Below are 23,473 nucleotides of genomic sequence, written 5' to 3'. Positions count from 1 at the left end.
GGTGACCGGTGATGTACGACGTCGGGGTCGGGCGGCCAGGGCGTCGCAAGGTGCTCGTGGTGGGCATGGACGGGGTGCGCTACGACCGGCTGACCCGGTCGCCGTCCACGGCCCCCGTTGTGCACGGCCTCATGACCGCCGGGGCCCACGGCACCAGCCTGCTGCCCTACGGTGAGGTGGACGGTCAGGCCGAGAACGGGCCGTCGACCAGCATGGCCTACACCGACTCCGGGCCCGGCTGGTCGAGCGTGCTGACCGGGGTGTGGCCCGACCGTCACGGGGTGAGGGGCAACGACTTCGCCGGCGCCGACTACGCCCGCTACCCCGACTTCCTCAGCCGCGCCGTCACCGCCCGGCCTGGTCTGCGCGCCGCGGCCGCGGTGTCCTGGCCGGAACTGGTCCGCCGCGGCACCCTCGGGCCCGCCATCGGCCGAGGTGTGCACTACGACGGCGAGGCCGACGGATACGACACCGCCGACCGTCTGGTCGCCCGCACCGCCGCCCGCTGGCTCACCGAGGACGACCCGGACGTCGTGTTCGTGTACTTCGGTGCCACCGACGAGGCCGGCCACGCCACGGGTCCCCTCAGCCCCGCCTACGACCGAGCCCTCCTCACCCAGGACGCCCACCTCGGCCGGCTGCTCGCGGCCGTCGACGCCCGGCGCTCCGACCCCGCCCGTGCGGAGGAGCACTGGACCGTACTGGTCACCACGGACCACGGCCACCTCGACGCCGGTGGCCACGGAGGCGACACGCGTGCCGAGCGAGAGGTCTTCGTCATCCTCGCCGAGCCCGGCGCGCCCGGCGGCATCCGGCTCCCCACTGCCCGCCTCATCGACATCGCCCCCACCGTCCTGGACCGGCTCGGCATCCCCCTCGACCCCGCCTGGGGCCTGCAAGGCCGCGTCCTGGACGGCTCCATGCCACGCACACGTCACCACCGACTCACGTCACCACCGACTCCGGAATGGTCATGACCGACCCACTTCTCGCCCTGCGCCCCTGGCAGGCCCCAGAACTGACCTCCTGGGGGCGCCTGCCCATGAACGCCGTCGACCGGCGCTCCGGAGCACTCCCCCTGGACGGCGACTGGCGCTTCAAGTTGCTGCCCACTCCGGACGCGCCGGTCGGCGGTGCCTGGTCCTCGGCGTACGTCCCCGGCGCCTGGACCCTTCAGGGCACGGACGACCTGCCGCAGTACACCAACGTGCGCATGCCGTTCCCCGACTTCCCACCCGGCTCGCCGGACGCCAACCCGACGGGCGTGTACGAGCGCGAGGTGGACGTGCCCGCCGAGTGGGCCGGGCGGCGGATCGTGCTCCAGGTCGGGGCCGCCGAGAGCGTGCTGCTCGTGCACGTGGACGGGCGGCCCGTCGGCATCTCCAAGGACTCCCATCTGGCCGCCGAGTTCGACCTGAGCGGGGTCGTACGGCCCGGGGAGCGCGCCACCGTGCGCCTGACCGTCGTCAAGTGGTCCGACGCCTCGCACATCGAGGACCAGGACCAGTGGTGGCACGGGGGCGTCACGCGGTCGGTACTGCTGTACGCCACCGATCCCCTGCACCTCGCCGACGTGACCGTGCGGGCGCGGCAGGACGGCGGGCTGCGCATCGACTGCCGGGTGCGCGACGCACGCGGGGCACTGCCCGACGGGTGGTACGTCAGCGGCGAGCTGGAGGGCCACCTCCTCACGCAGGACACCGAGTTCGACCGCCTCAACACCGAGGACGACCGCGTCTCCGACTTCCTCGGCGAGGCCCGCATCCGCGCCACCGTCCCCGACGTGCGCACCTGGAACGCGGAGACGCCGGAGCTGTACGACCTCACCGTCCGCCTGCACCGCGCCGACGGAACGGTCGCCGACACCTCACGGCACCGCGTCGGATTCCGCGACGTCGAGATCGTCGGCCGGGACCTGCTGGTCAACGGCGAGCGCGTGTTCATCCGTGGTGTCAACCGCCACGACTTCCATCCACTGACCGGCCGCACGGTGTCGTACGACGACATGCGCGCGGACCTGGTGCTGCTGAAGCGGTTCGGATTCAACGCGATCCGCACCTCCCACTACCCGAACGACCCCGCCCTGTACGACCTCGCCGACGAGCTCGGCTTCTACGTCGTCGACGAGGCCGACATCGAGTCGCACGACCACGCCCACGAGATCGCCGACGACCCGCGCTATCTGAACGCCTTCGTGGACCGGGTCTCGCGGATGGTGCTCCGCGACAAGAACCACCCCTCGATCATCATCTGGTCCCTGGGCAACGAGTCCGACTACGGCGCGAACCACGACGCGGCGGCCGGCTGGGTGCGGCGGCACGATCCGACGCGGCCGATCCAGTACGAGGGGGCCGCCAAGCTCGACTGGGCGGCGACCGACGACGCCTCCGACATCGCCTGCCCCATGTACGCGCCGCTCGAGGACTGCGTGGCCCACGCCCTGTCGGGCCGGCAGACCCGGCCCCTGATCCAGTGCGAGTACTCGCACGCCATGGGCAACAGCAACGGCACGCTGGCGGACCATTGGGCGGCCATCGAGTCGACGCCGGGTCTTCAGGGCGGGTTCATCTGGGAGTTCTGGGACCACGGAATTCTGCAGCGCGTGAGCGACGGCAGACCGACCGGGCGCGCGGGCGCCGGGCTGTACGCGGGCGGTGTCGCCGCGCCCGGCCATCGCTGGGCGTACGGCGGCGACTTCGGCGAGACCATCCACGACAGCGCGTTCATCGCGGACGGTGTCGTCTTCCCGGACCGAACCCCCAAGCCCGCGCTGTACGAGCACCGGGAGATCGCGGCGCCGGTGCGCATCGAGTGCTTCAAGCACGAGGGCATCGTCCTCGGCAACCACCAGCACTTCCGGGGCCTGGACTGGCTGACCGGCCAATGGGAGCTGTCCCTCGCGGACGGCCGTACGCTGACCACGCCCGCCGATCTGCCCGATCTGCGGCCCGGCGAGACGGCTGCGGTACCGCTGCCCTTCGAGGTGCCGCGCGACGGCGGCGAGGCCTGGCTGACGCTGCGGGTGACCCTGGCCGAGGACCAGCCGTGGGCGCCGCGCGGCACGGAGGTGTGTGTGCCGCAGGTACGGCTGCGGGGACCCGACCCGACCGAGGACACCGCCGTGGACCGGCTCGTGGAGGTCGACGGCGAGGGCCTGCTGGTCCATCCGCTGCTGACGGCTGCCCCCACGCTGTCGCTGTGGCGGGCGCCCACCGACAACGACGAGCTGGGCGGCATGGCGCTGCGCTGGCGGACCTGGGGGCTCGACTCGCTGGTCCGCAAGGTCGTGTCGGTGCGGCGGGACGGCGGCCGGGTGACCGTGGACACCGAGTACGCCGGCACCGTCGGGGTCGTGCGGCACCGGCAGGTGTTCACACCGGTCGAGGGCGGAGTCCGGGTGGACGAGGAGGCCGAGCTGCCCGAGGAGTTCGACGACGTCGCGCGGGTCGGGTCGGTGTTCGAGACGACGCCGGGCCTGGATCTGCTGGAGTGGTTCGGGCAGGGGCCCTGGGAGTCGTATCCCGACCGCAGCGCGGGCGCGCCGGTCGGCCATCACTCCGTCCGCGTCGACGACCTGTTCACTCCCTATCTGCGCCCGCAGGAGAGCGGCGGCCGGCACGGCGTACGCCGGTTCACGCTGTCGGCGCCGGACGCGACCGGCCCAGTGCCCCGGCAGGCAACGTCCGCCCCGTCGCGACGCCCGGCACTCCCCCAAGCTCTTCGAGCAGGGGGTGCCCCCACTCTCGCCGCACCGGCCGAAAGCCCAAGTACATCCAGTACGAGAGCTTTCGGCCGGCACGCCGAGAGCACGCACCGGACGCCGCTCCTTGACGGGCAAGCGTTGCCTGCCGGGGCACTAGCGGTCGTGCTGGACGAGCCGCGCCAGGTCTCCGTCACCCGGCATCGCGCCGAGGACCTGGCGGCCGCCACACACCACGACGAGCTGGTGCCGCGTTCCGGCTGCGTGGTGCACATCGACGCGGCGCACCGGGGGCTGGGCACGACGTCGTGCGGCCCCGACACCTTCCCCGAGTACCGCATCCCACCGGGCGTCCACCGCTGGAGCTGGACCCTGCGTGTTCTGTAACCGCCCGCCTTTCCCGCTTTCCCGTCACGTCACCTCTCACGGAGCACACGTGTGTACGTCGCATGACCACGATCAGGACGAGGCCGCGCAGGCCGGTGCCGGAAGACGTGGTTTTCTCAGGGCCACCGCGCTGCTGGGCGCGGCCGCCACGGCCGGGGTGGCGCTGCCGGCCGTCGCCGAGGCGGCCGAGGAGAGCAGCCGGCGACCCGACGCCGAGAGCCGTCGTTTCACCCTCGCGGTGATGCCCGACACGCAATACCTCTTCGACGGGCCGAGCATCGACCCGGCGCCCGTCGAGGCGTCCCTGCGCTATCTGCTGGAGCACGGCAGGGACGAGAACATCGTCTTCCTGTCCCACCTCGGCGACCTCACCCAGAACGGCGCCGAGGAGGAGTTCGCCGCCGTCGGCAAGGCGTTCAAGCTCCTCGACCGGCAGGGCGTCGGCTACAGCGTCCTGGCCGGCAACCACGACATCAAGTCGTCGACGGACGACCAGCGCGGCTCGACGCCGTACCTGGACGCGTTCGGGCCGCAGCGTTTCAGGAGCAGCTCGACCTTCGGCGGCGCCTCCCCGGACGGCTACAACACCTACCACGTGTTCCGGGCGGCCGGGCGCGAGTGGCTGGTGCTGGCGCTGGACTGGCGGCTGTCGGCGAAGGGGTACGCCTGGGCGAAGGACGTACTCGCCCGGCACCCGAAGGCGCCCGTCATCCTCACCACGCACGAACTGGTCGCCGAGGACGACCAGTTGTCGGCGTACGGCCGGCAGCTGTGGGACCAGCTGATCGATGACCACGACCAGGTCTTCCTGACCCTGAACGGCCACTTCTGGCCCGCGGGTCGCGCGACCCGCAGGAACGCGGCGGGCAACGAGGTGCACCTGCACCTGACGAACTACCAGAACCGCTACTTCGGCGGCGCGGCGATGATCCGCCTGTACCGCTTCGACCTGGACCGGAACGTCATCGACGTGGAGACGGTCTCACCGTGGATCCTCGGGCGGGCCGCGGAGGGCCTCAACGAGCTGGAGCGGCAGGAGATCGAGCTGAGCGGTGACGCCGACCGGTTCTCGGTGGAGATCGACTTCGCGGAGCGCTTCTCCGGCTTCGACCCCGTCCCGGCCCGCCCCGCGCGGCCCGCGTCGCAGATGCTGATATCGGGCACGGTCGCCTACTGGCGCTTCGAGTCGCCCGTCTCCGGCGCCGTCCACGACCTGTCCGGCCGGGGCAACGACCTCACCGTCGTCTCGGTGGGCGGCGGCTCGCTCGGCTGGTCGCCGGACCACCACCCCGATCAACCGGGACACGGCAGCCTGGAGTTCCAGGGCTTCAAGTCGCCGCTGAAGGGCGCGTATCTGCGCACGGTGGACGGAGCTCCGCTCAACTCCGCCACCTTCGAGGACGGTTACACCATCGAGGCCTTCTACCGGCTGCCCGCCGACTGGGACCCCGACCACAACGCCTGGTCGGGCATCGTCAGCCGTACGGGCACGGGCGGCGCGGCCGGGAAGACCGCCGACGACCCCGACGAGCCGCTGGCCACCCTCTCGCTGTCCAACGACCGCGAGCCGCAGTGGGCGATGCGCCCGCTGAACCAGGAGGGCATCGCCACCAACTGGGGCCAGGAGACCCCGCTGGAGACCTGGTGGCACCTCGCGGTCGTCAACGACGGCCGGCACACGACGCTGTACGTCGAGGGCTGCCCGGTCGTCCGCAACCCGAAGGCCGCCGCGGTCGGCATCACGTCCGTCGGGCTGCCGTGGCTGCTCGGTGGCTACGAGTACGCCGGGAGGATCGACCAGATCCTGCACGGCCGCCTCGGCGACGTGCGCATCGTCGAACGGGCGCTGCCTGTCACGTCGTTCATGAACCAGCCGACTGCCCGCCGCCTGAACACGGGGATTGCGGGCTAGCGGGTGACGGGGCCGACGATCACCGTGTGGTCGTCGGGACCTTCGCCCTTGGCGGGCAGGTTCACCCTGAGTCGCAGGATGTGCGGGTGGATCTCACGCGGCAGGGTGATCACCGCGCGGGTGAAGGTCACTCCGCTGCCGCCACTGTAGTTCTGCGGCACGACCAGCAGGAAGGTCGCGCTCCGGCCCGGGGTGAGGACGACGGTGTGCGGGGCCTCGACGCTTCGCCGGGCACGGACGTGTCCGTCCTTGCCGACCAGGTCCACGCCCGGGAAGCCGTGCAGGGAGCAGGGGGCGGGGCCGGAGTTGGTCAGTCTCACGGGAATGTTCGAGTACGGGCCCTTGCCGTACGCGTCGCCCTTGGCGAAGGTCAGATGCGCAATCCTGCACCGGGCAGCGGTTTTCACGGTGGTCCGCGGTCCCGCGGACGCCGTGGCCGAGCCGGACCCCGCGGTCGTGCCGGATCCCGCGGTCGAGCCTGGCGCCGTGGCAGAGCCGGACGCGCTGCTCGTGCCGCCGGTACCGGTGCCGGAGGTGGCCGTCGCCGAGGAGCCGCCGCCTGCCGTACCGCTGCCGGAGCCCTGAGAGGCTCCTGACGTGGACGCGGTGGCGGACGGCGCGGAGCTCACTCCGCTGTGCTTGCCGTCGTCGCCGTTGCAGGCGGTGAGCGCGAGTCCCGCCGCGAGCACCACGGCGGCGGCCGGAACCTTGCGGAACTGCTGGACGCGCATGGGCTTCCCCCTGGTCTGGACGCGGGACCCGCCACGCGGGCCCTGCAGCCAGTTAGACGGGGGAAGGGGAGGCGAGGTTGCGGCGGGCGCGGGGAGGACTGCCGTGCGCATTGTCACCCGCCGCCGGAGGAACCCGGGCAGGGTTTCGAACGTGCGTTGCGTGCCCCTGCTCCGGACCGGACGCGCCTGCCTGCGAACGCGGGCCCGAGGCAGAAATCCCTGCCTCGGGCGAGAACGCCCTGCCTCAGGCGTAGAACCGCGACAGGCTCTGCAGGACGGCCGCGGGCTTCCCGCCGCCGTCGATCTCTATCGTGCCGTCCACGGCGATCTGCACCCCGCCCGGCACGTCCTCCACCGACGCGAGCTTCGCGACCAGCCGGATGCGGGAGCCGACCTTCACCGGTGCCGGGAAACGCACCTTGTTCAGGCCGTAGTTGACCTTCGTCGACACGCCCTCGACCTGAAGCAGCTCGGTGAAGAGCGGGATGAAGAGGGACAGGGTCAGATAACCGTGCGCGATGGGCGCGCCGAACGGGCCGTCCTTCGCCTTCTCCGGGTCGACGTGGATCCACTGGTGGTCGCCCGTGGCGTCGGCGAAGGTGTTGATCCGCTCCTGGGTGACCTCGATCCACTCGCTGGTGCCGAGGTCGCTGCCGGCCAGCTTCTTGAGTTCGTCGAGGCCGTTGACGGTGATGCTCATCTGTGGTCCTTTGCCTGGGAGTTGGTGCCGTACCGGGAGCGGACCCGGGACTTCAGGAGCTTTCCGGAGGCGGTGCGCGGGAGGGCGTCCGCGATCACCACCGACTTGGGGATCTTGTACTTGGCCAGCCGGCCGGAGAGCGAGGCGATCACCTCGTCCGGTTCGAGCGTGGCGCCCTCGCGGGGGACGACGACCGCGCGCGGCACCTCCCCCCACTTCTCGTCGGGCACGCCGATGACGGCGCACTCGACGATGTCCGGATGGGCGAGGAGCTGGTCCTCGATCTCGGCGGGGTAGATGTTCTCGCCCCCGGAGATGATCATGTCCTTGATGCGGTCGACGATGTAGACGTACCCGTCCTCGTCCACGCGGGCCGCGTCCCCGCTGCGGAACCAGCCGTCGGCGAACACGGCCGCGGTCTCCTCCGGCAGTCCCCAGTAGCCGGGCATGACGTGAGGGCCGCGCACCACGACCTCGCCCGTCTCGCCGACGTCGACGGGGGTGAGGTCGGGCCGCACCACCCGTACATCGCTGAAGAAGTGCGGCACACCGGCCGAACCCGCCTTGCTGACCGCGTGCTCGGCGTCCAGGAAGAGCGTGCCGGGAGCGGCCTCCGTCATGCCGTAGCCCTGGAGGAAGGTGAGCCCGCGCTCCTGGTACCTCGCGATCAGCGGGGTCGGGACCGGGGAGCCGCCGCAGGTGAGGATGCGGAGGCTGGACAGGTCTGCCCCGGCCCAGCGCGGATGCCGGGCCACCTGGTCGAACATGGTGGGCACCCCGAACATGAAGGTGATCCGGTGGCGTTCGATCAGGTCGAAGGTGGCCTCCGGGTCGAAGGACTCGACCAGGACGCAGGTGCCGCCCTTGAGCAGGACGGGCAGGGTGAGCATGTTCAGCCCGGCCGTGTGGAACAACGGGGCGGAGACCAGGGCGCGTTCGTCGGCGACCAGGTCGTGGTCGACGAGCACGTTGAACGCGTTCCAGACCAGGTTGCCGTGCGTGAGCATCGCGCCCTTGGGGCGGCCCGTGGTCCCCGAGGTGTACATGATGATGCAGGTGTCGTCGAGGAGTACGGGCTGGTCGATCGGCTCGTCGCTCGCGGCGGCCAGCAACTCCTCGTACTCACGGCCCACTTCCACGTACGTCCGCACATCCGTGCTGCCCGGGAGCCCGGCGACGAGCGCGGCCAGCGCGGGCGCGTAGACGAGGGCCTTGGCACCCGAGTCGGCGAGCTGGTAGGCGATCTCGGGGCCGGCGAGGCGGATGTTGAGCGGGACGAAGACCGCGCCGAGGGTGCCCGCCGCGAACAGGGTCTCCAGATATGCGGGGTGGTTGGGACCGAGGTAGGCGATCCGGTCGCCGCGGCGGACACCACGGGCGCGCAGGGCGTGCGCGAGACGGGTGGTGCGTTCGTACAGCTCCGCGTAGGTGGCACTGCGGACGCCGTGGATCAGGGCGGTGCGGTGCGGGGTCTTGCGGGCCCGGCGTGCGGGCCACGACCCCAGTCCCTCGTTGCGCATCTCACGGCCCCTTTACGCTTTCGTCAGCCCGAGCAGGCGGGCGGCGTTCTCCTTGAGGATCTTCGGCCGGACCTCGTCCTTGATCGACAGCTTCTCGAAGTCGGCGAGCCAGCGGTCGGGGGTGAGGACGGGGAAGTCGGAGCCGAAGAGCACCTTGTCCTTGAGCAAGGTGTTGGCGTACTGCACGAGCTGCGGCGGAAAGTACTTCGGCGACCAGCCGGACAGGTCGATGTGCACGCCGGGTTTATGGGTGGCGACCGCGAGGGCCTCGTCCTGCCAGGGGAACGACGGGTGCGCCAGGATGATCTTCAGATGCGGGAAGTCGGCGGCGACGTCGTCCACATGCAGCGGATTGGAGTACTTGAGCCTGATCCCGCCCCCGCCGGGTACGCCGGCGCCGATCCCGGTCTGGCCGGTGTGGAACAGGGCGATGGCGCCGGTCTCCTCGATGACCTCGTACAGGTCGTACGCCACCGAGCGGTCGTTGGGGAAGAAGCCCTGGATGCTGGGGTGGAACTTGAAGCCCTTCACTGCGTACTCCTCGACCAGACGGCGGGCCTGCCTGACGCCGGCCTTGCCGCGGAAGGGGTCGATGGACGCGAACGGGATCAGCACGTCCGGGTTGGCGGCGGCGGCCTCGGCGACCTCCTCGTTGGGGACCGGCTCGGTGCCGGTCGCGGACTCGGCGTCGACCGTGAAGATCACGGCGGCCATCTTCCGCTCGCGGTAGTACGCGGCCGTCTCCTGAAGGGTCGGCTTCCGCTTGCCCTCCACCTTGAAGTAGGCGGAGGAGGCGTCGTGCAGGTCGTCGTCCAGCGAGGAGTGTCCCTTGGAGGAGACCTCGGCGTGGGTGTGGACGTCGATCGCGACGAGTTCGTTCAGGTCCATCACGCCTCCGGGAACTTCGGCGCGGGGATGCCGACGGTCTGCGGTTCGGCGCCGACCGAGGTGGCCCACGCATCGGCGAGGGTGTCCGGGGACCAGCCGCCGTCCGCGTACGCCGTCCTGATCTCCTGCGGATGCGACCAGAGTGCCACCTTGTCGCCGCCGATGCCGATGCACTGGCCGGTCACACCGCGCGCCGCCTGGGAGGCCAGGAAGGGCACGAGAGCGGCGCAGTCCTCGGGGGTGCCGAAGCCCTCGCCCTTGCGGAGGAAGTCCGGCAGCGGCTCCCCGTTCCTCATCGCCTCGATGTAGGGGGCGAAGGCCGGAATGGTCTCGGTCATGGCGGTGGCGGCGACCGGCACGATCGCGTTGACGGTGATGTTCGCGCGGGCCAGCTCCATCGACCAGGTGCGGGCCATGGCGGCGATGCCGGCCTTCGCGGCGGCGTAGTTGGTCTGGCCGAAGTTGCCGCGCTGGCCGGCCGGAGAGCCGACCAGGATCAGGGTGCCGCCCTCGCCCTGTTCGCGCATGCGGACGGCGGCGGCACGGGCGCAGGTGAAGGTGCCGCGCAGATGGGTGGTGATCACCGCGTCGAAGTCGTCGTCGGTCATCTTCCACAGCACCTTGTCGCGCAGGATGCCGGCGTTGGTGACCAGGACGTCCAGTCGGCCGAACTCCTCTACGGCACGGGCGACCAGCCGGTCGGCGGCCTCGCGGGTGCCGACCGCGACGACCTCGGCCACGGCCTTGCCGCCCGCCTCGGTGATGGACTTCACGGCCTGCTCGGCCACGGCCTCGTCGACGTCGTTCACGACCACGGCGGCGCCGTGGGCGGCCAGTGCGTGGGCGTAGGCCAGGCCGAGGCCACGGCCGCTTCCGGTGACGACGGCCACCTTGCCGTTGAGATCGATGCTGGGCACGAGCGGGTCCCTTCCAGACGGGTCGGCCACCGGGCGCGCTGCGGCGAGGCGCCTGCTGCTCCGGCGGCGGTGCGGCTTCGAGATCGAAGCTAAGGACAATCATTGTTGTCGTCAATAGTTGTTGCCGACCGGTCCGTGCGGCATGCTGTGGGCAGCAGTCCGTACCGCCTCCCGTCCGGAGGCCCGGCCCAGGGAGCCCGTCATCACCGGCCAGCAGCACGCCCCGACCTCCGCCGACCCCATCGACGCCCGGGAGCCGTGGATGCGCGGGCTGCACGCGGACACCGGCTATCTGCTGTACCGGCTCGGGCTGCGCTCGGGTCAGCTGTTCAACGCCTTCCTCCAGGAGTCCGGCCTGCGGCTGCGCCACTACGCCCTGCTGCGCTTCCTCGCCACCTCCGAGGGCGCCCTCCAGCGGGAGCTGAGCACCTCTCTCGGCTACGACCCGAGCGCGATCGTCGGCCTCGTCGACGACCTGGAGAAGCTGGGGTTCGCCGAGCGCCGCCCCTCCCCGGACGACCGGCGCAGCCGCATCGTCGTGCTGACCGAGGCCGGCCGGGCCTTCCTGCGCGACACCGACGAGGCGGGGTCCCGGGTCACCGACGAACTGCTCCGGCCGCTCGGCGCCGACGAGCGGGACGCCCTGCACGCGCTGCTGCTCAGAGTCGCCGAGACCGGACTCGGGTGACACATGCCGATGACCGCCGACGCCCTGCCCCCTCAGGTGGCGCGCTCCGCGCCCGACCGCCTGCTCGCCGTCCTCGCCGCCTTCGACCACGCGCACCCGGCGCTGTGCCTGACCGACATCAGCCGCCGGGCCGGGCTCACCCTCACCACCACGCACCGCCTGGTCGGCGCGCTGACCGAGTGGGGCGCGCTCGAGCGGGACGCGGACGGCGTCTACCACGTGGGCCTGAGGCTGTGGGAGGTCGCGGCGCTCGCCCCGCGCGGGCTCGCGCTGCGGCAGGTGGCGTTGCCGTACCTGGAGGACCTGTACGAGGCGACGCACGAGAACGTGCAGCTCGCGGTGCGCGACGGCGCCGAGGTCGTGTACATCGAGTGGCTCTCGGGGCGCTCCGCCGTCGGCGTGCACATCCGGGTCGGCGCCCGCTGGCCGCTGCACGCCACCGGGGTGGGCCTGGCCCTGCTGGCCCACAGCGACCAGGAGTTCCAGGACGAGTACTGCGCGGGGCCGCTGGCCGCGTTCACCCCGTACACCATCACGGACCCGGTGCGGCTGCGCCGCCAACTGGCCGAAGTACGCCGTGCGGCAGCGGCCGTGAGCAGCCGTCAGGTCACGGAGGACGCCCTGTCGGTGGCGGCCCCCGTACGGGACCGCGACGGCAGGGTGACAGCGGCGGTGTCGGTCGTGGTCCCGCACGCGACGGCCCAGGTACCGGCTCTTGTCCCGGCGGTGCGGCTGGCGGCACGGGGGATCTCACGGGCGCTGGGGTGGCAGCCGGAGGCGCGGTGACGCCCAGGGCACGGTTTCAGGGATTGGGGCCAGACCCTGAGGCGTCGGCACCGTCGGTGGAACGGCTGGGACATGGGGCGTGGTTCGCCGACCCGTTCCCCGACCCCGGTGGCGCCGGGCTCGATTGAGAGTGGTGGCCGGCACCGGGAACCGACGGACCCACGGGCCCGGTCGACGCCGGACCGTCCTGCCCCCCTTCCTCCCTTCATGCCCTGAACTCCCTTCCGTCCGAGCGACTTTCTCCGCTTCACCTCTTGACGACCGGAGTGACGGAGAGCACATTGAGCGCGCAACCATCGCGTGAGAGCGCTCTCAAAGGGCCGCGGCGCTCTCCGGCAGGCACCCGCGCACCCACTCCCCGTACTCGAGAGGCACCCCCCATGAGCGATTCCCCCGGCATACCCCGCAGACGGCGCAGTGCGAGGCGGGCGTTCGTCGCCGCCCTCGGCACGGCGGTGCTCGCCGTGGCCGCCGCCACGGTCGCCACGCCGTCCGCCAACGCCTCCGCTCCCGCTCCCCCGTCGGGCTGGAGCCAGGTCTTCCTCGACGACTTCAACGGCGCGGCCGGCTCCGGCGTCAACACGTCCAACTGGCAGTACGACACCGGGACGGCGTATCCGGGCGGCCCTGCCAACTGGGGCACCGGCGAGGTCGAGACGATGACCTCCAGCACGAACAACGTCGCGCTGGACGGCAACGGCAACCTGCTCATCACCCCGCGCCGCGACGCCTCCGGCCACTGGACCTCGGGCCGCATCGAGACCACCCGGACCGACTTCCAGCCGCCGGCGGGCGGCAGGCTGCGCGTCGAGGCCCGGCTGCAGATGCCGAACGTGACCGGCACCGCCGCCGAGGGCTACTGGCCCGCGCTCTGGATGCTGGGCGCCCCCTACCGCGGGAACTACCAGAACTGGCCCGGTGTCGGCGAGCTGGACATCATGGAGAACGTCCAGGGTCTGAACAAGACCTGGGCCACGATGCACTGCGGCACCAACCCGGGCGGCCCGTGCAACGAGACCAGCGGCATCGGCAACTCCACCGCGTGTCCGAACACGACGTGCCAGTCCGGCTTCCACACCTACTCCATGGAGTGGGACCGCTCGGTGAGCCCGGAAGCGATCCGCTTCTACGTCGACGGCGTCAACTACCACACGGTCACCGCCAACCAGGTCGACGCGACGACCTGGACCAACGCCACGAACCACGGGTTCTTCGTCATCCTGAACGTGGCGATGGGCGGCGCCTTCCCGGACGCGCTCGGCGGCGGCCTGGACAACGACACGCAGCCCGGCCATCCGATGGTGGTCGACTATGTGCAGGTCCTCCAGTCCTCGGGCGGTGGGAGCGGTACCACGCCTCCGCCGTCGGGCAACCGGGACGCCTACAGCGCGATCCAGGCCGAGTCGTACGACAGCCAGTCCGGCGTGGCCACCGAGACGACCTCGGACACGGGTGGCGGCCAGGACATCGGCTCGCTGGCGAACGGCGACTGGGCGCTGTACAAGGGTGTCGACTTCGGCTCCACGGCGGCCAAGCAGTTCTACGGCCGGGTCGCGAGCGGCGCGGCGAGCGGGGTGAGCGGACTGGTCGAGGTGCGCCTCGACAGCCGGAGCAACGCGCCGATCGGCAGTTTCGCGGTGGCCAACACCGGTGGCTGGCAGAGCTGGAGGACGATTCCGGCCAACATCACTTCCGTGACCGGCACACACGACGTCTATCTGACCTTCACCAGCGGTCAGCCGGGCGACTTCGTGAACGTGAACTGGTTCGACTTCGGGCACTGACCACCTTGGTCCCCCATGGGAAAGGGGCCCCACGCGCGCGTGGGGCCCCTTTCCCATGCACGGATTTCCCCGTGCACGGAACCGTGCACGGGACTCAGCGCAGCTCCGCCCGGAACGCCGCCGGCGTCGTGTCCGTGTGCTGGTGGAAGAACTTGGAGAAGTTCGCCGCGTCGGGGAAGCCCACAGCGGCGCCGACGCGGCCTATCGGCAGGTCCGTGTGCGCCAGCAGGCGCTTGGCCTCGAGGATCACGCGCTTGTCGATGAAGCCCTTGGGCGTCTCGCCGGTGGCGGCGCGGACGGCGCGGACGAGGGTGCGGCGGGAGTAGCCGAGGGCGTCGGCGTAGGCGCTGACGCTGTGGTTCGTCGCGAAGTCCTTCTCCACCGCGTCGCGGAAGCGGGTGAAGGTGGTGTCGATCTGGGCGCGGGCCGCCTCCGCTGAGCTGGTCGCGAGGTACGCGAGGCGTACCAGGAACGCGGTCAGCGCGTGCCGCAGCACCTCGGTGTGCAGACCGAGCGGCAGTGTGGTGGTGTCCTCGTACTCGCGCCGGAGCTGGGCGAGGGCCGCCCGGAGTGCGGCGAGCTGGGCGGGGTCGGGGTGCAGCAGGGGCGGCAGATCGTAGCGGTAGAGGCCCGTGGCCTCCACCGTGGCACGGGGCAGGAAGCCGGGTTGCATGGTGAGCACGGTGCCGCGGTACTCGCTCGCCCGGGAGAACCGGTGGACCTGCCCGGGGCGGATCCACAGAAGGTCGCCGTCGGCCATCTCGTACTCGGCGAAATCCACCATGTGTGTCACGGGGCCGCCAGTGAAGAGCATCAGGACATGGAAATCGATGCGGTGGACACGGTCCAGCGGCGCGTGCTCGTGCCAGGTGCGCCCCGGCTCCATGGGGCCCACCTGCATACCGACGCCGCAGACGCTCCGGTCGACCGGGAACGCGTATGTCCTGATCCCGTCGCCGTCTTGCCCTGTTCTGTCTGCCATGTCCTTCTCGTGCCGCCTCGGTACCGCTGTCGATGTCCCACTTTCACCGAAGGCTGACACAGGCGCACCTTCCCCGGCAAAAGTCAGACTTTTAGGTTTGAACGCGTTCCGCCAGCGATTCCACATCCAGTGAGGACTCTTGAAGATGAGTGCGCAGAGCACCGACGGATTCGAATGGACCGAGCTCGACCGGCGCGCCGTCGACACCGCCCGTATCCTGGCGGCCGACGCCGTGCAGAAGGTCGGCAACGGCCACCCGGGCACCGCGATGAGCCTGGCCCCGGCCGCGTACACGATCTTTCACAAGGTGATGCGCCACGATCCGGCGGATCCCGAGTGGACGGGCCGTGACCGTTTCGTCCTCTCCCCCGGCCACACCTCGCTGACCCTCTACACGCAGCTCTTCCTGGCCGGCTACGAGCTGGAGCTGGACGATCTGAAGGCGTTCCGCACGCACGGTTCGAAGACGCCCGGTCACCCGGAGTACGGGCACACGGCCGGTGTCGAGACCACCACGGGTCCGCTCGGCCAGGGTGTCGCGAACGCGGTGGGCATGGCGATGGCCGCCCGCTACGAGCGCGGCCTGTTCGACCCGGAGGCCCCGGCGGGCGAGTCCCCCTTCGACCACACGATCTGGGCCATCGTCTCCGACGGCGACCTGGAGGAGGGCGTCTCCGCCGAGGCCTCCTCCATGGCCGGCCACCAGAAGCTCGGCAACCTGGTCTTCCTGTACGACGACAACCACATCTCCATCGAGGGCGACACCGCGACGGCCTTCTCCGAGGACGTACTGAAGCGGTACGAGGCCTACGGCTGGCACACCCAGCGCATCGAGCCCGCCGAGAACGGCGACATCGACGTCCACGCGCTCTACGCGGCGCTGAAGGCGGCGCAGGACGAGACCGAGCGCCCCTCGATCATCGCGATGCGCACCATCATCGCCTGGCCGGCTCCGAACGCGCAGAACACCGAGGCCGCGCACGGCTCCGCGCTCGGCGCGGACGAGGTCGCCGCCACCAAGCGCGTCCTCGGCTTCGACCCGGAGAAGTCCTTCGAGGTGGCCCCCGAAGTCCTCGCCCACACCCGTCAGGCCCTGGACCGGGGTGCCGAGGCGCACGCCGCCTGGGACAAGCGGATCGCCGAGTGGCGCGGTGCCCAGCCCGAGCGCGCGAAGCTGTACGACCGTGTCGTGGCCGGTCAGCTCCCCGACGGCTGGGAGCAGGCGATTCCGGAGTTCGAGGAGGGCGCGTCCGTCGCCACGCGTGCCGCCTCCGGAAAGGTGCTCCAGGCGCTCGGTGCCGTCATCCCCGAGCTGTGGGGCGGCTCCGCCGACCTCGCCGGGTCGAACAACACGACCATCGACAAGACGTCGTCGTTCCTGCCGAAGGGCAACCCGCTGCCGGAGGCGAGCCCGTACGGCCGCACCGTCCACTTCGGCATCCGCGAATTCTCCATGGCCGCGGAGATGAACGGCATCGCCCTGCACGGCAACACCCGTATCTACGGCGGCACGTTCCTCGTGTTCTCCGACTACATGCGCAACGCGGTCCGCATGTCCGCCCTCATGCAGCTGCCGGTGACGTACGTGTGGACGCACGACTCCATCGGCCTCGGCGAGGACGGCCCCACCCACCAGCCGGTCGAGCACCTCGCGTCCCTGCGCGCGATCCCGGGTCTGAACATCGTCCGCCCGGCCGACGCCAACGAGACCGCCGTCGCCTGGGCCGAGATCCTCAAGCGGCACTCCACCAACCCCGCCCCGCACGGCCTCGCGCTCACCCGCCAGGGTGTGCCGACGTACGCCCCGAACCCCGATGCGGCCAAGGGCGGTTACGTCCTGAAGGAGTCCTCCACCGGGACGCCGGACGTCATCCTCATCGCCACCGGTTCCGAGGTGCAGCTCGCCGTCGCCGCGCGGGAGCAGCTTCAGGCCGAGGGCGTGGGCACCCGGGTGGTGTCGATGCCGTCCGTGGAGTGGTTCGAGGAGCAGCCCGCCGAGTACCGCGAGCGCGTCCTCCCGCCGTCCGTGAAGGCCCGGGTGGCCGTCGAGGCCGGTATCGGCCTGACCTGGTACCGGTACGTCGGCGACGCGGGACGCATCGTGTCCCTGGAGCACTTCGGCGCCTCCGCCGACGCCAAGACCCTGTTCGCCGAGTTCGGCTTCACCCCCGAGAACGTGGCCGCCGCCGCCCGGGAATCCCTCGCCGCCGTCCGCGGTTGATCCGATCGCCAGAAGGAAGATGATCACAGTGACCGAAGCAACCGCAGCAGCGGAGCCCCTGAAGCGCCTGTCCGAGGCGGGCGTGTCGATCTGGCTGGACGACCTGTCCCGCAAGCGGATCGCATCCGGCAACCTCGCCGAACTCATCGAGACCCAGCACGTGGTGGGCGTCACCACCAACCCGTCCATCTTCCAGGCCGCCATCGGCTCCGGAGAGGGTTACGAGGAGCAGCTGGCCGACCTGGCCGTGCGCGGTGTGACGGTCGAGGAGGCCGTCCGCATGATGACCACCGCCGACGTCCGGGCCGCCGCCGACATCCTGCGGCCCGTGTACGACGCGACGGACGGCCGGGACGGCCGGGTCTCCATCGAGGTCGACCCGCGCCTCGCCCACAACACGGCGGCGACCGTCGCCGAGGCCAGGCAGCTCGCCTGGCTCGTCGACCGGCCCAACGTGATGATCAAGATCCCGGCGACCGAGGCGGGCCTGCCGGCCATCACCGAGGTCATCGGCCAGGGCATCAGCGTCAACGTGACGCTGATCTTCTCCCTGGAGCGCTACCGCCAGGTGATGGACGCCTACCTCGCGGGCCTGGAGAAGGCCCGGGCGGCCGGGCTCGACCTGTCCGCCATCCACTCCGTGGCCTCCTTCTTCGTCTCACGCGTCGACACGGAGATCGACAAGCGCCTGACGAAGCTCGGGACCGACGAGGCGCTGGCTCTCAAGGGCCGGGCTGCGCTCGCGAACGCGCGACTCGCGTACGAGGCTTATGAGAAGGCGTTCGCCTCCGAGCGGTGGAGCGCGCTGGAGACCGCGGGTGCGAACAGGCAGCGCCCCCTGTGGGCCTCCACCGGTGTGAAGGACCCGGCGTACAAGGACACCCTGTACGTCGACGAACTGGTCGCGCCGGGCACGGTCAACACCATGCCGGAGGCCACCCTGGAGGCCACCGCCGACCACGGCGGCATCCAGGGCGACACGGTGACCGGCGGCTATGAGCAGGCCCGCGCCGACCTGGCGGCCGTGGAGCGGCTCGGGATCTCCTACGACGAGGTCGTGCAGCAGCTCGAGGACGAGGGCGTCGCGAAGTTCGAGACGGCCTGGCAGGACCTGCTGGACGCCGTGACGAAGTCCCTGAACAGCAAGGGAGTTGACGCGGAATGAGCGAGCAGAACATGGCACAGGGCGCGGCTCCGGCCGAGAGCACGCTGGTGCTCGAAGCCGCCCTCACCCCTCCCGACAGCGGTTCATCCGCCTGGGACAACCCGCTGCGCGACCCCCGGGACCGCCGTCTGCCCCGCATCGCGGGCCCTTCCGGACTGGTCATCTTCGGTGTCACCGGCGACCTGTCCCGCAAGAAGCTGATGCCGGCGGTCTACGACCTGGCCAACCGCGGTCTGCTGCCGCCGGGCTTCTCCCTCGTCGGATTCGCCCGGCGCGACTGGGCCGACCAGGACTTCGCGCAGGTGGTGCACGACGCGGTGCGCGAGCACGCCCGTACGCCCTTCCGCGAGGAGGTCTGGCAGCAGCTCGTCGAGGGCATGCGGTTCATCCCCGGCGACTTCGACGACGACACGGCGTTCAAGCAACTGAAGTCCGCCGTCGACGAGTTGGACGCCTCCCGGGGCACCAGCGGCAACTACGCCTTCTACCTCTCGGTGCCGCCGAAGTTCTTCCCGAAGGTCGTCCAGCAGCTGAAGAAGCACGGCCTCGCCGACGCTCCCGAGGGCTCCTGGCGGCGCGCGGTCATCGAGAAGCCGTTCGGCCACGACCTGGCGAGCGCCCGCGAGCTGAACCGGATCGTGCACGAGGTGTTCGAGCCGGACCAGGTGTTCCGCATCGACCACTACCTGGGCAAGGAGACCGTCCAGAACATCCTGGCGCTGCGCTTCGCCAACCAGATGTACGAGCCGATCTGGAACCGGTCCTTCGTGGACCACGTGCAGATCACCATGGCCGAGGACATCGGCATCGGCGGCCGCGCCGGCTACTACGACGGCATCGGCGCCGCCCGTGACGTGATCCAGAACCACCTGCTCCAGCTGATGGCCCTGACGGCCATGGAGGAGCCCATCGCCTTCGACGCCGGGTCGCTGGTCACCGAGAAGATGAAGGTCCTGAAGTCGGTGAAGCTGCCGGAGGACCTCGGGGCGCACACCGTGCGCGGCCAGTACGCGGCCGCGTGGCAGGGCGGCGAGAAGGTGCGCGGCTACCTCCAGGAGGAGGGCATCGATCCCGCGTCCACCACGGACACGTACGCGGCGATCAAGCTGGAGGTCGACAACCGCCGCTGGGCGGGCGTGCCGTTCTACCTCAGGACGGGCAAGCGCCTGGGCCGCCGGGTGACCGAGATCGCGGTCGTCTTCCAGCGGGCCCCGCACTCGCCCTTCGACACCACGGCCACCGAGGAACTGGGCCAGAACGCGATCGTCATCCGGGTGCAGCCCGATGAGGGGATGACCGTTCGCTTCGGTTCGAAGGTGCCGGGTACCTCGATGGAGATCCGGGACGTCACGATGGACTTCGCCTACGGCGAGTCGTTCACCGAGTCCAGCCCGGAGGCATACGAACGGCTGATCCTGGACGTACTGCTCGGCGACGCCAACCTCTTCCCCCGTACGGAGGAAGTGGAGGAGTCCTGGAGGATCCTCGACCCGATCGAGGAGTACTGGGCGACGCACGGCAAGCCCGCGCAGTACGCCTCGGGCAGCTGGGGTCCCGGGGAAGCCGACGAGATGCTCGCACGAGACGGACGGAGCTGGCGCAGGCCATGAAGATCGACCTGACCGACACCACGGCAAGCAAGATCAACAAGGCGCTGGTGCAGGGCCGCCGCGCCCTCGGCACCCCCGCCGTGGGCATGGTCCTGACCATGGTCATCGTGACCGACGAGGAGAACGCCTACGACTCGATGAAGGCGGCCGAGGACGCCTCGCACGAGCACCCCTCGCGGACCCTCGTGGTCATCAAGCGGCAGGCCCGCACCCCCCGCGACCGCACCCGGTCGCACCTGGACGCCGAGGTCCGGGTGGGCGCCGACGCCGGCACCGGCGAGACCGTCGTGCTGCGGCTGTACGGCGAGGTGTCCGACCACGCCGACTCGGTGGTCCTGCCGCTGCTGCTGCCCGACGCGCCCGTCGTCGTCTGGTGGCCGGTGGACGCTCCGGACAACCCGGCCAAGGACCCGCTGGGCGCCCTCGCGCAGCGCCGTATCACCGACCTGTACGCCGTCGAGGACCCGCAGCGCGTGCTGCAGGCCCGAGTCGCCTCGTACGCGCCGGGCGACACCGACCTCGCCTGGACCCGGCTGACGCCGTGGCGGTCGATGCTGGCCGCGGCGCTCGACCAGGCCCGCACGAAGGTGACCTCCGCGGCCGTGGAGGCCGAGGCGGACAACCCGGCCGCCGAGCTGCTGGCCCGCTGGCTGGAGGCCCGCCTGGAGGTGTCCGTCGACCGGGTCGTCACCGCGGGACCGGTCGTCACAGCCGTCCGGCTGGGCACCGACAAGGGCGAGATCGTCATCGACCGCCCCGAGGGCCCACTGGCCACGCTCACCCTGCCCGGCCAGCCGTCGCGCACCCTGGCGCTGAAGGTGCGCGCGACCTCCGAACTGATCGCCGAGGAGCTGCGCCGCCTCGACGCGGACGAGATGTACGCCATCGCCCTGCGCGGCGGCGACGGTGCCAAGGAGGGTGCCGCTCATGTCTGACAGCCCAAGGCTCGACCGGCGGCCCGAATGGGCCGAACTGGAGGACCACCGCGCCCAGTGGCACGCGCACCTGCGGGACCTGTTCGACCAGGACCCCGGGCGTGCGGAACGCTACGTCGTTCGCGTCGGTGATCTGCGCATCGACTACTCCAAGCACCTGATCAACGACGAGACCCTGGCGCTGCTCCAGGAACTGGCCACCGCCACCGACGTGTTCGGGCTGCGCGACGCCATGTTCCGCGGCGAGAGGATCAACACCACGGAGCGCCGGGCCGTGCTGCACACCGCGCTGCGCGCTCCGCGTGACGCGGTGATCGAGGTCGACGGTGAGAACGTGGTGCCCAAGGTGCACGCGGTGCTCGACCAGATGACCGACTTCGCGGGCCGGGTCCGCTCCGGCGAGTGGACCGGCCACACCGGCAAGCGCATCAAGAACGTCGTCAACATCGGCATCGGCGGCTCCGACCTGGGCCCCGCGATGGCGTACGAGGCGCTGCGCGCCTACACCGACCGCGATCTGACGTTCCGGTTCGTGTCGAACGTGGACGGTGCCGACCTGCACGAGGCGGTGCGGGACCTGGACCCGGCGGAGACGCTGTTCATCGTCGCCTCCAAGACGTTCACCACGATCGAGACGATCACGAACGCCACGTCCGCCCGCTCCTGGCTGCTCGCCGCCTTTGACGGTGACGAGAAAGCGGTCGCCAAGCACTTCGTCGCGCTGTCGACGAACGCCGGGAAGGTCACCGAGTTCGGTATCGACCCTGACAACATGTTCGAGTTCTGGGACTGGGTCGGCGGCCGCTACTCGTACGACTCGGCCATCGGACTGTCGCTGATGATCGCGATCGGTCCCGAGCGGTTCCGGGAGATGCTGGACGGCTTCCGCATCGTCGACGAGCACTTCCGCAATGCCCCGGCCGAGGCCAACGCGCCGCTGATCCTGGGTCTGCTGGGCGTCTGGTACGGCAACTTCTTCGACGCCCAGTCGCACGCGGTGCTGCCCTACTCGCACTACCTGTCCAAGTTCACCGCCTACCTGCAGCAGCTGGACATGGAGTCCAACGGCAAGTCGGTGGACCGCGACGGGCACCCGGTGCAGTGGCAGACCGGCCCGGTGGTGTGGGGCACCCCGGGCACCAACGGGCAGCACGCCTACTACCAGCTCATCCACCAGGGCACCAAGCTGATCCCGGCCGACCTCATCGGCTTCGCGAACCCGGTCGCCGAGCTGAGCGACGAGCTCAAGGCGCAGCACGACCTGCTGATGGCCAACCTGTTCGCGCAGGGCCAGGCGCTCGCCTTCGGCAAGACGGAGGAGGAGGTGCGCGCGGAGGGTGTGCCCGACGAGCAGGTGCCGCACCGCACCTTCAAGGGCAACCATCCCACCACCACGATCCTGGGCACCGAGCTGACCCCGTCGGTCCTCGGCCAGCTCATCGCTCTCTACGAGCACAAGGTGTTCGTGCAGGGCGCGATCTGGAACATCGACTCCTTCGACCAGTGGGGCGTCGAGCTCGGCAAGGTGCTCGCCAAGCGCGTCGAGCCCGCCCTGACCCAGGGCGCCGACGTCCCCGGGCTCGACCCGTCCACCGCCGCCCTCGTGGCCGCCTACCGCACGCTCAAGAACGCTCAGGAAGAAGTGAACTGACATGGCATCGATGCAGTTGGGCCTCATCGGTCTCGGCAAGATGGGCGGCAACATGCGCGAGCGGATCCGCCGCGCCGGCCACACCGTCGTCGGCTACGACCGCAACCCCGAGGTCTCCGACGTCAAGAGCCTGGGCGAGCTCGTCGAGAAGCTCGAAGCCCCGCGCGTGGTCTGGGTCATGGTGCCGGCCGGCGCCGCCACCCAGTCCGTCATCGACGAACTCGCCGCCCTGCTCTCCCCCGGCGACATCGTGGTGGACGGCGGCAACTCCCGCTGGACGGACGACGAGAAGCACGCCACCGAACTCGGCATCAAGGGCATCGGCTTCATCGACGCGGGCGTCTCCGGCGGAGTGTGGGGCCTGCAGAACGGCTACGCGCTGATGGTCGGCGGCGACAAGGAGCACGTCGACCGGCTCCAGCCGATCTTCGACGCGCTGAAGCCGGAGGGGCCGTACGGCTACGTCCACGCGGGCAGGGTCGGTGCCGGCCACTTCTCGAAGATGGTCCACAACGGCATCGAGTACGCCATGATGCAGGCCTACGCCGAGGGCTGGGAACTGCTGGAGAAGATCAAGTCCGTGGACAACGTCCGCGAGGTCTTCCGCTCCTGGCAGGAGGGCACCGTCATCCGCTCCTGGCTGCTCGACCTCGCGGTCAACGCCCTGGACGAGGACGAGCACCTGGACAAGCTGCGCGGCTACGCCGAGGACTCCGGCGAGGGCCGCTGGACCGTCGAGGCGGCCATCGACAACGCCGTCCCGCTCCCGGCGATCACGGCGTCCCTGTTCGCCCGGTTCGCCTCGCGGCAGGACGACTCCCCCCAGATGAAGATGATCGCCGCGCTGCGCAACCAGTTCGGCGGCCACGCGGTCGAGTCCGCGAAGGAGTAACGAG

General features: G+C 70.7%; 18 protein-coding genes. 12 read left to right on the top strand and 6 right to left on the bottom strand.

Annotation, left to right across the window (positions count from 1 at the left end; all coding sequences use genetic code 11):
• The first annotated feature begins 11 nt into the window (after positions 1-11).
• The 3 genes from C3488_RS09700 to C3488_RS09690 are packed head-to-tail and all read left to right on the top strand — an operon-like array spanning position 12 to position 5,999.
• Positions 12-977, top strand: a complete 966-nt coding sequence (locus C3488_RS09700) for an alkaline phosphatase family protein (RefSeq protein ID WP_103838931.1) — start codon at positions 12-14, stop codon at positions 975-977.
• Positions 974-4,087 carry a glycoside hydrolase family 2 TIM barrel-domain containing protein gene (locus tag C3488_RS09695; protein WP_103838930.1) on the top strand — a complete coding sequence of 1,038 codons (3,114 nt, stop codon included), beginning with the start codon at positions 974-976 and terminating at the stop codon, positions 4,085-4,087. The genes C3488_RS09700 and C3488_RS09695 overlap by 4 nt, the downstream gene beginning before the upstream one ends.
• A 49-nt stretch (positions 4,088-4,136) precedes the next feature.
• The gene (locus C3488_RS09690; protein WP_103838929.1) at positions 4,137-5,999 is read left to right on the top strand and encodes a LamG-like jellyroll fold domain-containing protein; all 1,863 of its coding nucleotides are present in this window, start codon (positions 4,137-4,139) and stop codon (positions 5,997-5,999) included.
• Here the strand turns inward: C3488_RS09690 and C3488_RS09685 are convergent.
• The 5 genes from C3488_RS09685 to C3488_RS09665 all read right to left on the bottom strand — a co-directional run bounded on the left by C3488_RS09685 (position 5,996) and on the right by C3488_RS09665 (position 10,755).
• A complete protein-coding gene (locus C3488_RS09685; protein ID WP_103838928.1) occupies positions 5,996-6,730 on the bottom strand; it encodes a DUF4232 domain-containing protein in 735 nt (244 codons plus the stop codon). The two genes, C3488_RS09690 and C3488_RS09685, sit on opposite strands and share 4 nt — an antisense overlap.
• A 244-nt stretch (positions 6,731-6,974) precedes the next feature.
• Positions 6,975-7,430, bottom strand: a complete 456-nt coding sequence (locus C3488_RS09680) for a MaoC family dehydratase (protein ID WP_103838927.1) — start codon at positions 7,428-7,430, stop codon at positions 6,975-6,977.
• Positions 7,427-8,950, bottom strand: coding sequence for an o-succinylbenzoate--CoA ligase (gene menE / locus C3488_RS09675; protein ID WP_103838926.1), 1,524 nt, complete (start codon positions 8,948-8,950; stop codon positions 7,427-7,429). The genes C3488_RS09680 and menE overlap by 4 nt, the downstream gene beginning before the upstream one ends.
• Positions 8,951-8,962: 12 nt before the next feature.
• Positions 8,963-9,838, bottom strand: a complete 876-nt coding sequence (locus tag C3488_RS09670; RefSeq protein ID WP_103838925.1) for an amidohydrolase family protein — start codon at positions 9,836-9,838, stop codon at positions 8,963-8,965.
• Positions 9,838-10,755 carry an SDR family NAD(P)-dependent oxidoreductase gene (locus tag C3488_RS09665; protein WP_103838924.1) on the bottom strand — a complete coding sequence of 306 codons (918 nt, stop codon included), beginning with the start codon at positions 10,753-10,755 and terminating at the stop codon, positions 9,838-9,840. The genes C3488_RS09670 and C3488_RS09665 overlap by 1 nt, the downstream gene beginning before the upstream one ends.
• A gap of 142 nt (positions 10,756-10,897) precedes the next feature.
• On the opposite strand from C3488_RS09665, the gene C3488_RS09660 reads away from it, so the two are divergent.
• The 3 genes from C3488_RS09660 to C3488_RS09650 all read left to right on the top strand — a co-directional run bounded on the left by C3488_RS09660 (position 10,898) and on the right by C3488_RS09650 (position 14,013).
• Positions 10,898-11,443 carry a MarR family winged helix-turn-helix transcriptional regulator gene (locus C3488_RS09660; protein WP_258053356.1) on the top strand — a complete coding sequence of 182 codons (546 nt, stop codon included), beginning with the start codon at positions 10,898-10,900 and terminating at the stop codon, positions 11,441-11,443.
• A 9-nt stretch (positions 11,444-11,452) separates the two neighbouring features.
• Positions 11,453-12,229, top strand: coding sequence for an IclR family transcriptional regulator (locus tag C3488_RS09655; protein WP_103838958.1), 777 nt, complete (start codon positions 11,453-11,455; stop codon positions 12,227-12,229).
• Positions 12,230-12,609: 380 nt separating this feature from the next.
• Positions 12,610-14,013, top strand: coding sequence for a glycoside hydrolase family 16 protein (locus C3488_RS09650; RefSeq protein WP_103838923.1), 1,404 nt, complete (start codon positions 12,610-12,612; stop codon positions 14,011-14,013).
• 94 nt (positions 14,014-14,107) lie between these two features.
• On the opposite strand, the gene C3488_RS09645 is transcribed toward C3488_RS09650, so the two are convergent.
• Positions 14,108-14,995 carry an AraC family transcriptional regulator gene (locus tag C3488_RS09645; protein WP_103838922.1) on the bottom strand — a complete coding sequence of 296 codons (888 nt, stop codon included), beginning with the start codon at positions 14,993-14,995 and terminating at the stop codon, positions 14,108-14,110.
• 145 nt (positions 14,996-15,140) lie between these two features.
• Here C3488_RS09645 and tkt point away from each other — a divergent pair, with 145 nt between their 5' ends.
• The 6 genes from tkt to gnd are packed head-to-tail and all read left to right on the top strand — an operon-like array spanning position 15,141 to position 23,469.
• Positions 15,141-17,216 (top strand): transketolase, encoded by a 2,076-nt coding sequence (tkt, locus tag C3488_RS09640; RefSeq protein WP_103838921.1) that lies wholly within the window; start codon positions 15,141-15,143, stop codon positions 17,214-17,216.
• Positions 17,217-17,235: 19 nt separating this feature from the next.
• A complete protein-coding gene (gene tal / locus C3488_RS09635; RefSeq protein WP_103838920.1) occupies positions 17,236-18,381 on the top strand; it encodes a transaldolase in 1,146 nt (381 codons plus the stop codon).
• Complete coding sequence (gene zwf / locus C3488_RS09630; RefSeq protein ID WP_258053355.1) at positions 18,378-19,991, top strand: glucose-6-phosphate dehydrogenase; 1,614 nt, start codon at positions 18,378-18,380, stop codon at positions 19,989-19,991. Before tal ends, zwf begins: the two co-directional genes overlap by 4 nt.
• Positions 19,988-20,926 carry a glucose-6-phosphate dehydrogenase assembly protein OpcA gene (gene opcA / locus C3488_RS09625; protein WP_103838919.1) on the top strand — a complete coding sequence of 313 codons (939 nt, stop codon included), beginning with the start codon at positions 19,988-19,990 and terminating at the stop codon, positions 20,924-20,926. The genes zwf and opcA overlap by 4 nt, the downstream gene beginning before the upstream one ends.
• A complete protein-coding gene (gene pgi, locus C3488_RS09620) occupies positions 20,919-22,577 on the top strand; it encodes a glucose-6-phosphate isomerase (protein WP_103838918.1) in 1,659 nt (552 codons plus the stop codon). The genes opcA and pgi overlap by 8 nt, the downstream gene beginning before the upstream one ends.
• 10 nt (positions 22,578-22,587) lie before the next feature.
• Positions 22,588-23,469 carry a phosphogluconate dehydrogenase (NAD(+)-dependent, decarboxylating) gene (gene gnd / locus C3488_RS09615; RefSeq protein ID WP_103838956.1) on the top strand — a complete coding sequence of 294 codons (882 nt, stop codon included), beginning with the start codon at positions 22,588-22,590 and terminating at the stop codon, positions 23,467-23,469.
• Positions 23,470-23,473: the final 4 nt, after the last annotated feature.

It is taken from the genome of Streptomyces sp. Ru72 (genome assembly GCF_002920635.1).
Lineage (GTDB): Bacteria > Actinomycetota > Actinomycetes > Streptomycetales > Streptomycetaceae > Streptomyces.
Note: the sequence above shows the minus strand (reverse complement) of the source record. Positions and strands in the feature narration are given on the sequence as shown.

Excerpts from the sequence above, each read along its gene's own strand:
- C3488_RS09655 (WP_103838958.1), top strand. The coding sequence starts at position 11,453 with ATGACCGCCGACGCCCTGCCCCCTCAGGTGGCGCGCTCCGCGCCCGAC.
- C3488_RS09680 (WP_103838927.1), bottom strand. The coding sequence starts at position 7,430 with ATGAGCATCACCGTCAACGGCCTCGACGAACTCAAGAAGCTGGCCGGC.
- pgi (WP_103838918.1), top strand. The coding sequence starts at position 20,919 with ATGTCTGACAGCCCAAGGCTCGACCGGCGGCCCGAATGGGCCGAACTG.
- gnd (WP_103838956.1), top strand. The coding sequence starts at position 22,588 with ATGCAGTTGGGCCTCATCGGTCTCGGCAAGATGGGCGGCAACATGCGC.
- opcA (WP_103838919.1), top strand. The coding sequence starts at position 19,988 with ATGAAGATCGACCTGACCGACACCACGGCAAGCAAGATCAACAAGGCG.
- C3488_RS09650 (WP_103838923.1), top strand. The coding sequence starts at position 12,610 with ATGAGCGATTCCCCCGGCATACCCCGCAGACGGCGCAGTGCGAGGCGG.
- C3488_RS09645 (WP_103838922.1), bottom strand. The coding sequence starts at position 14,995 with ATGGCAGACAGAACAGGGCAAGACGGCGACGGGATCAGGACATACGCG.
- tkt (WP_103838921.1), top strand. The coding sequence starts at position 15,141 with ATGAGTGCGCAGAGCACCGACGGATTCGAATGGACCGAGCTCGACCGG.
- C3488_RS09695 (WP_103838930.1), top strand. The coding sequence starts at position 974 with ATGACCGACCCACTTCTCGCCCTGCGCCCCTGGCAGGCCCCAGAACTG.
- zwf (WP_258053355.1), top strand. The coding sequence starts at position 18,378 with ATGAGCGAGCAGAACATGGCACAGGGCGCGGCTCCGGCCGAGAGCACG.
- C3488_RS09660 (WP_258053356.1), top strand. The coding sequence starts at position 10,898 with ATGCTGTGGGCAGCAGTCCGTACCGCCTCCCGTCCGGAGGCCCGGCCC.
- C3488_RS09700 (WP_103838931.1), top strand. The coding sequence starts at position 12 with ATGTACGACGTCGGGGTCGGGCGGCCAGGGCGTCGCAAGGTGCTCGTG.
- tal (WP_103838920.1), top strand. The coding sequence starts at position 17,236 with ATGATCACAGTGACCGAAGCAACCGCAGCAGCGGAGCCCCTGAAGCGC.
- C3488_RS09670 (WP_103838925.1), bottom strand. The coding sequence starts at position 9,838 with ATGGACCTGAACGAACTCGTCGCGATCGACGTCCACACCCACGCCGAG.
- C3488_RS09685 (WP_103838928.1), bottom strand. The coding sequence starts at position 6,730 with ATGCGCGTCCAGCAGTTCCGCAAGGTTCCGGCCGCCGCCGTGGTGCTC.
- menE (WP_103838926.1), bottom strand. The coding sequence starts at position 8,950 with ATGCGCAACGAGGGACTGGGGTCGTGGCCCGCACGCCGGGCCCGCAAG.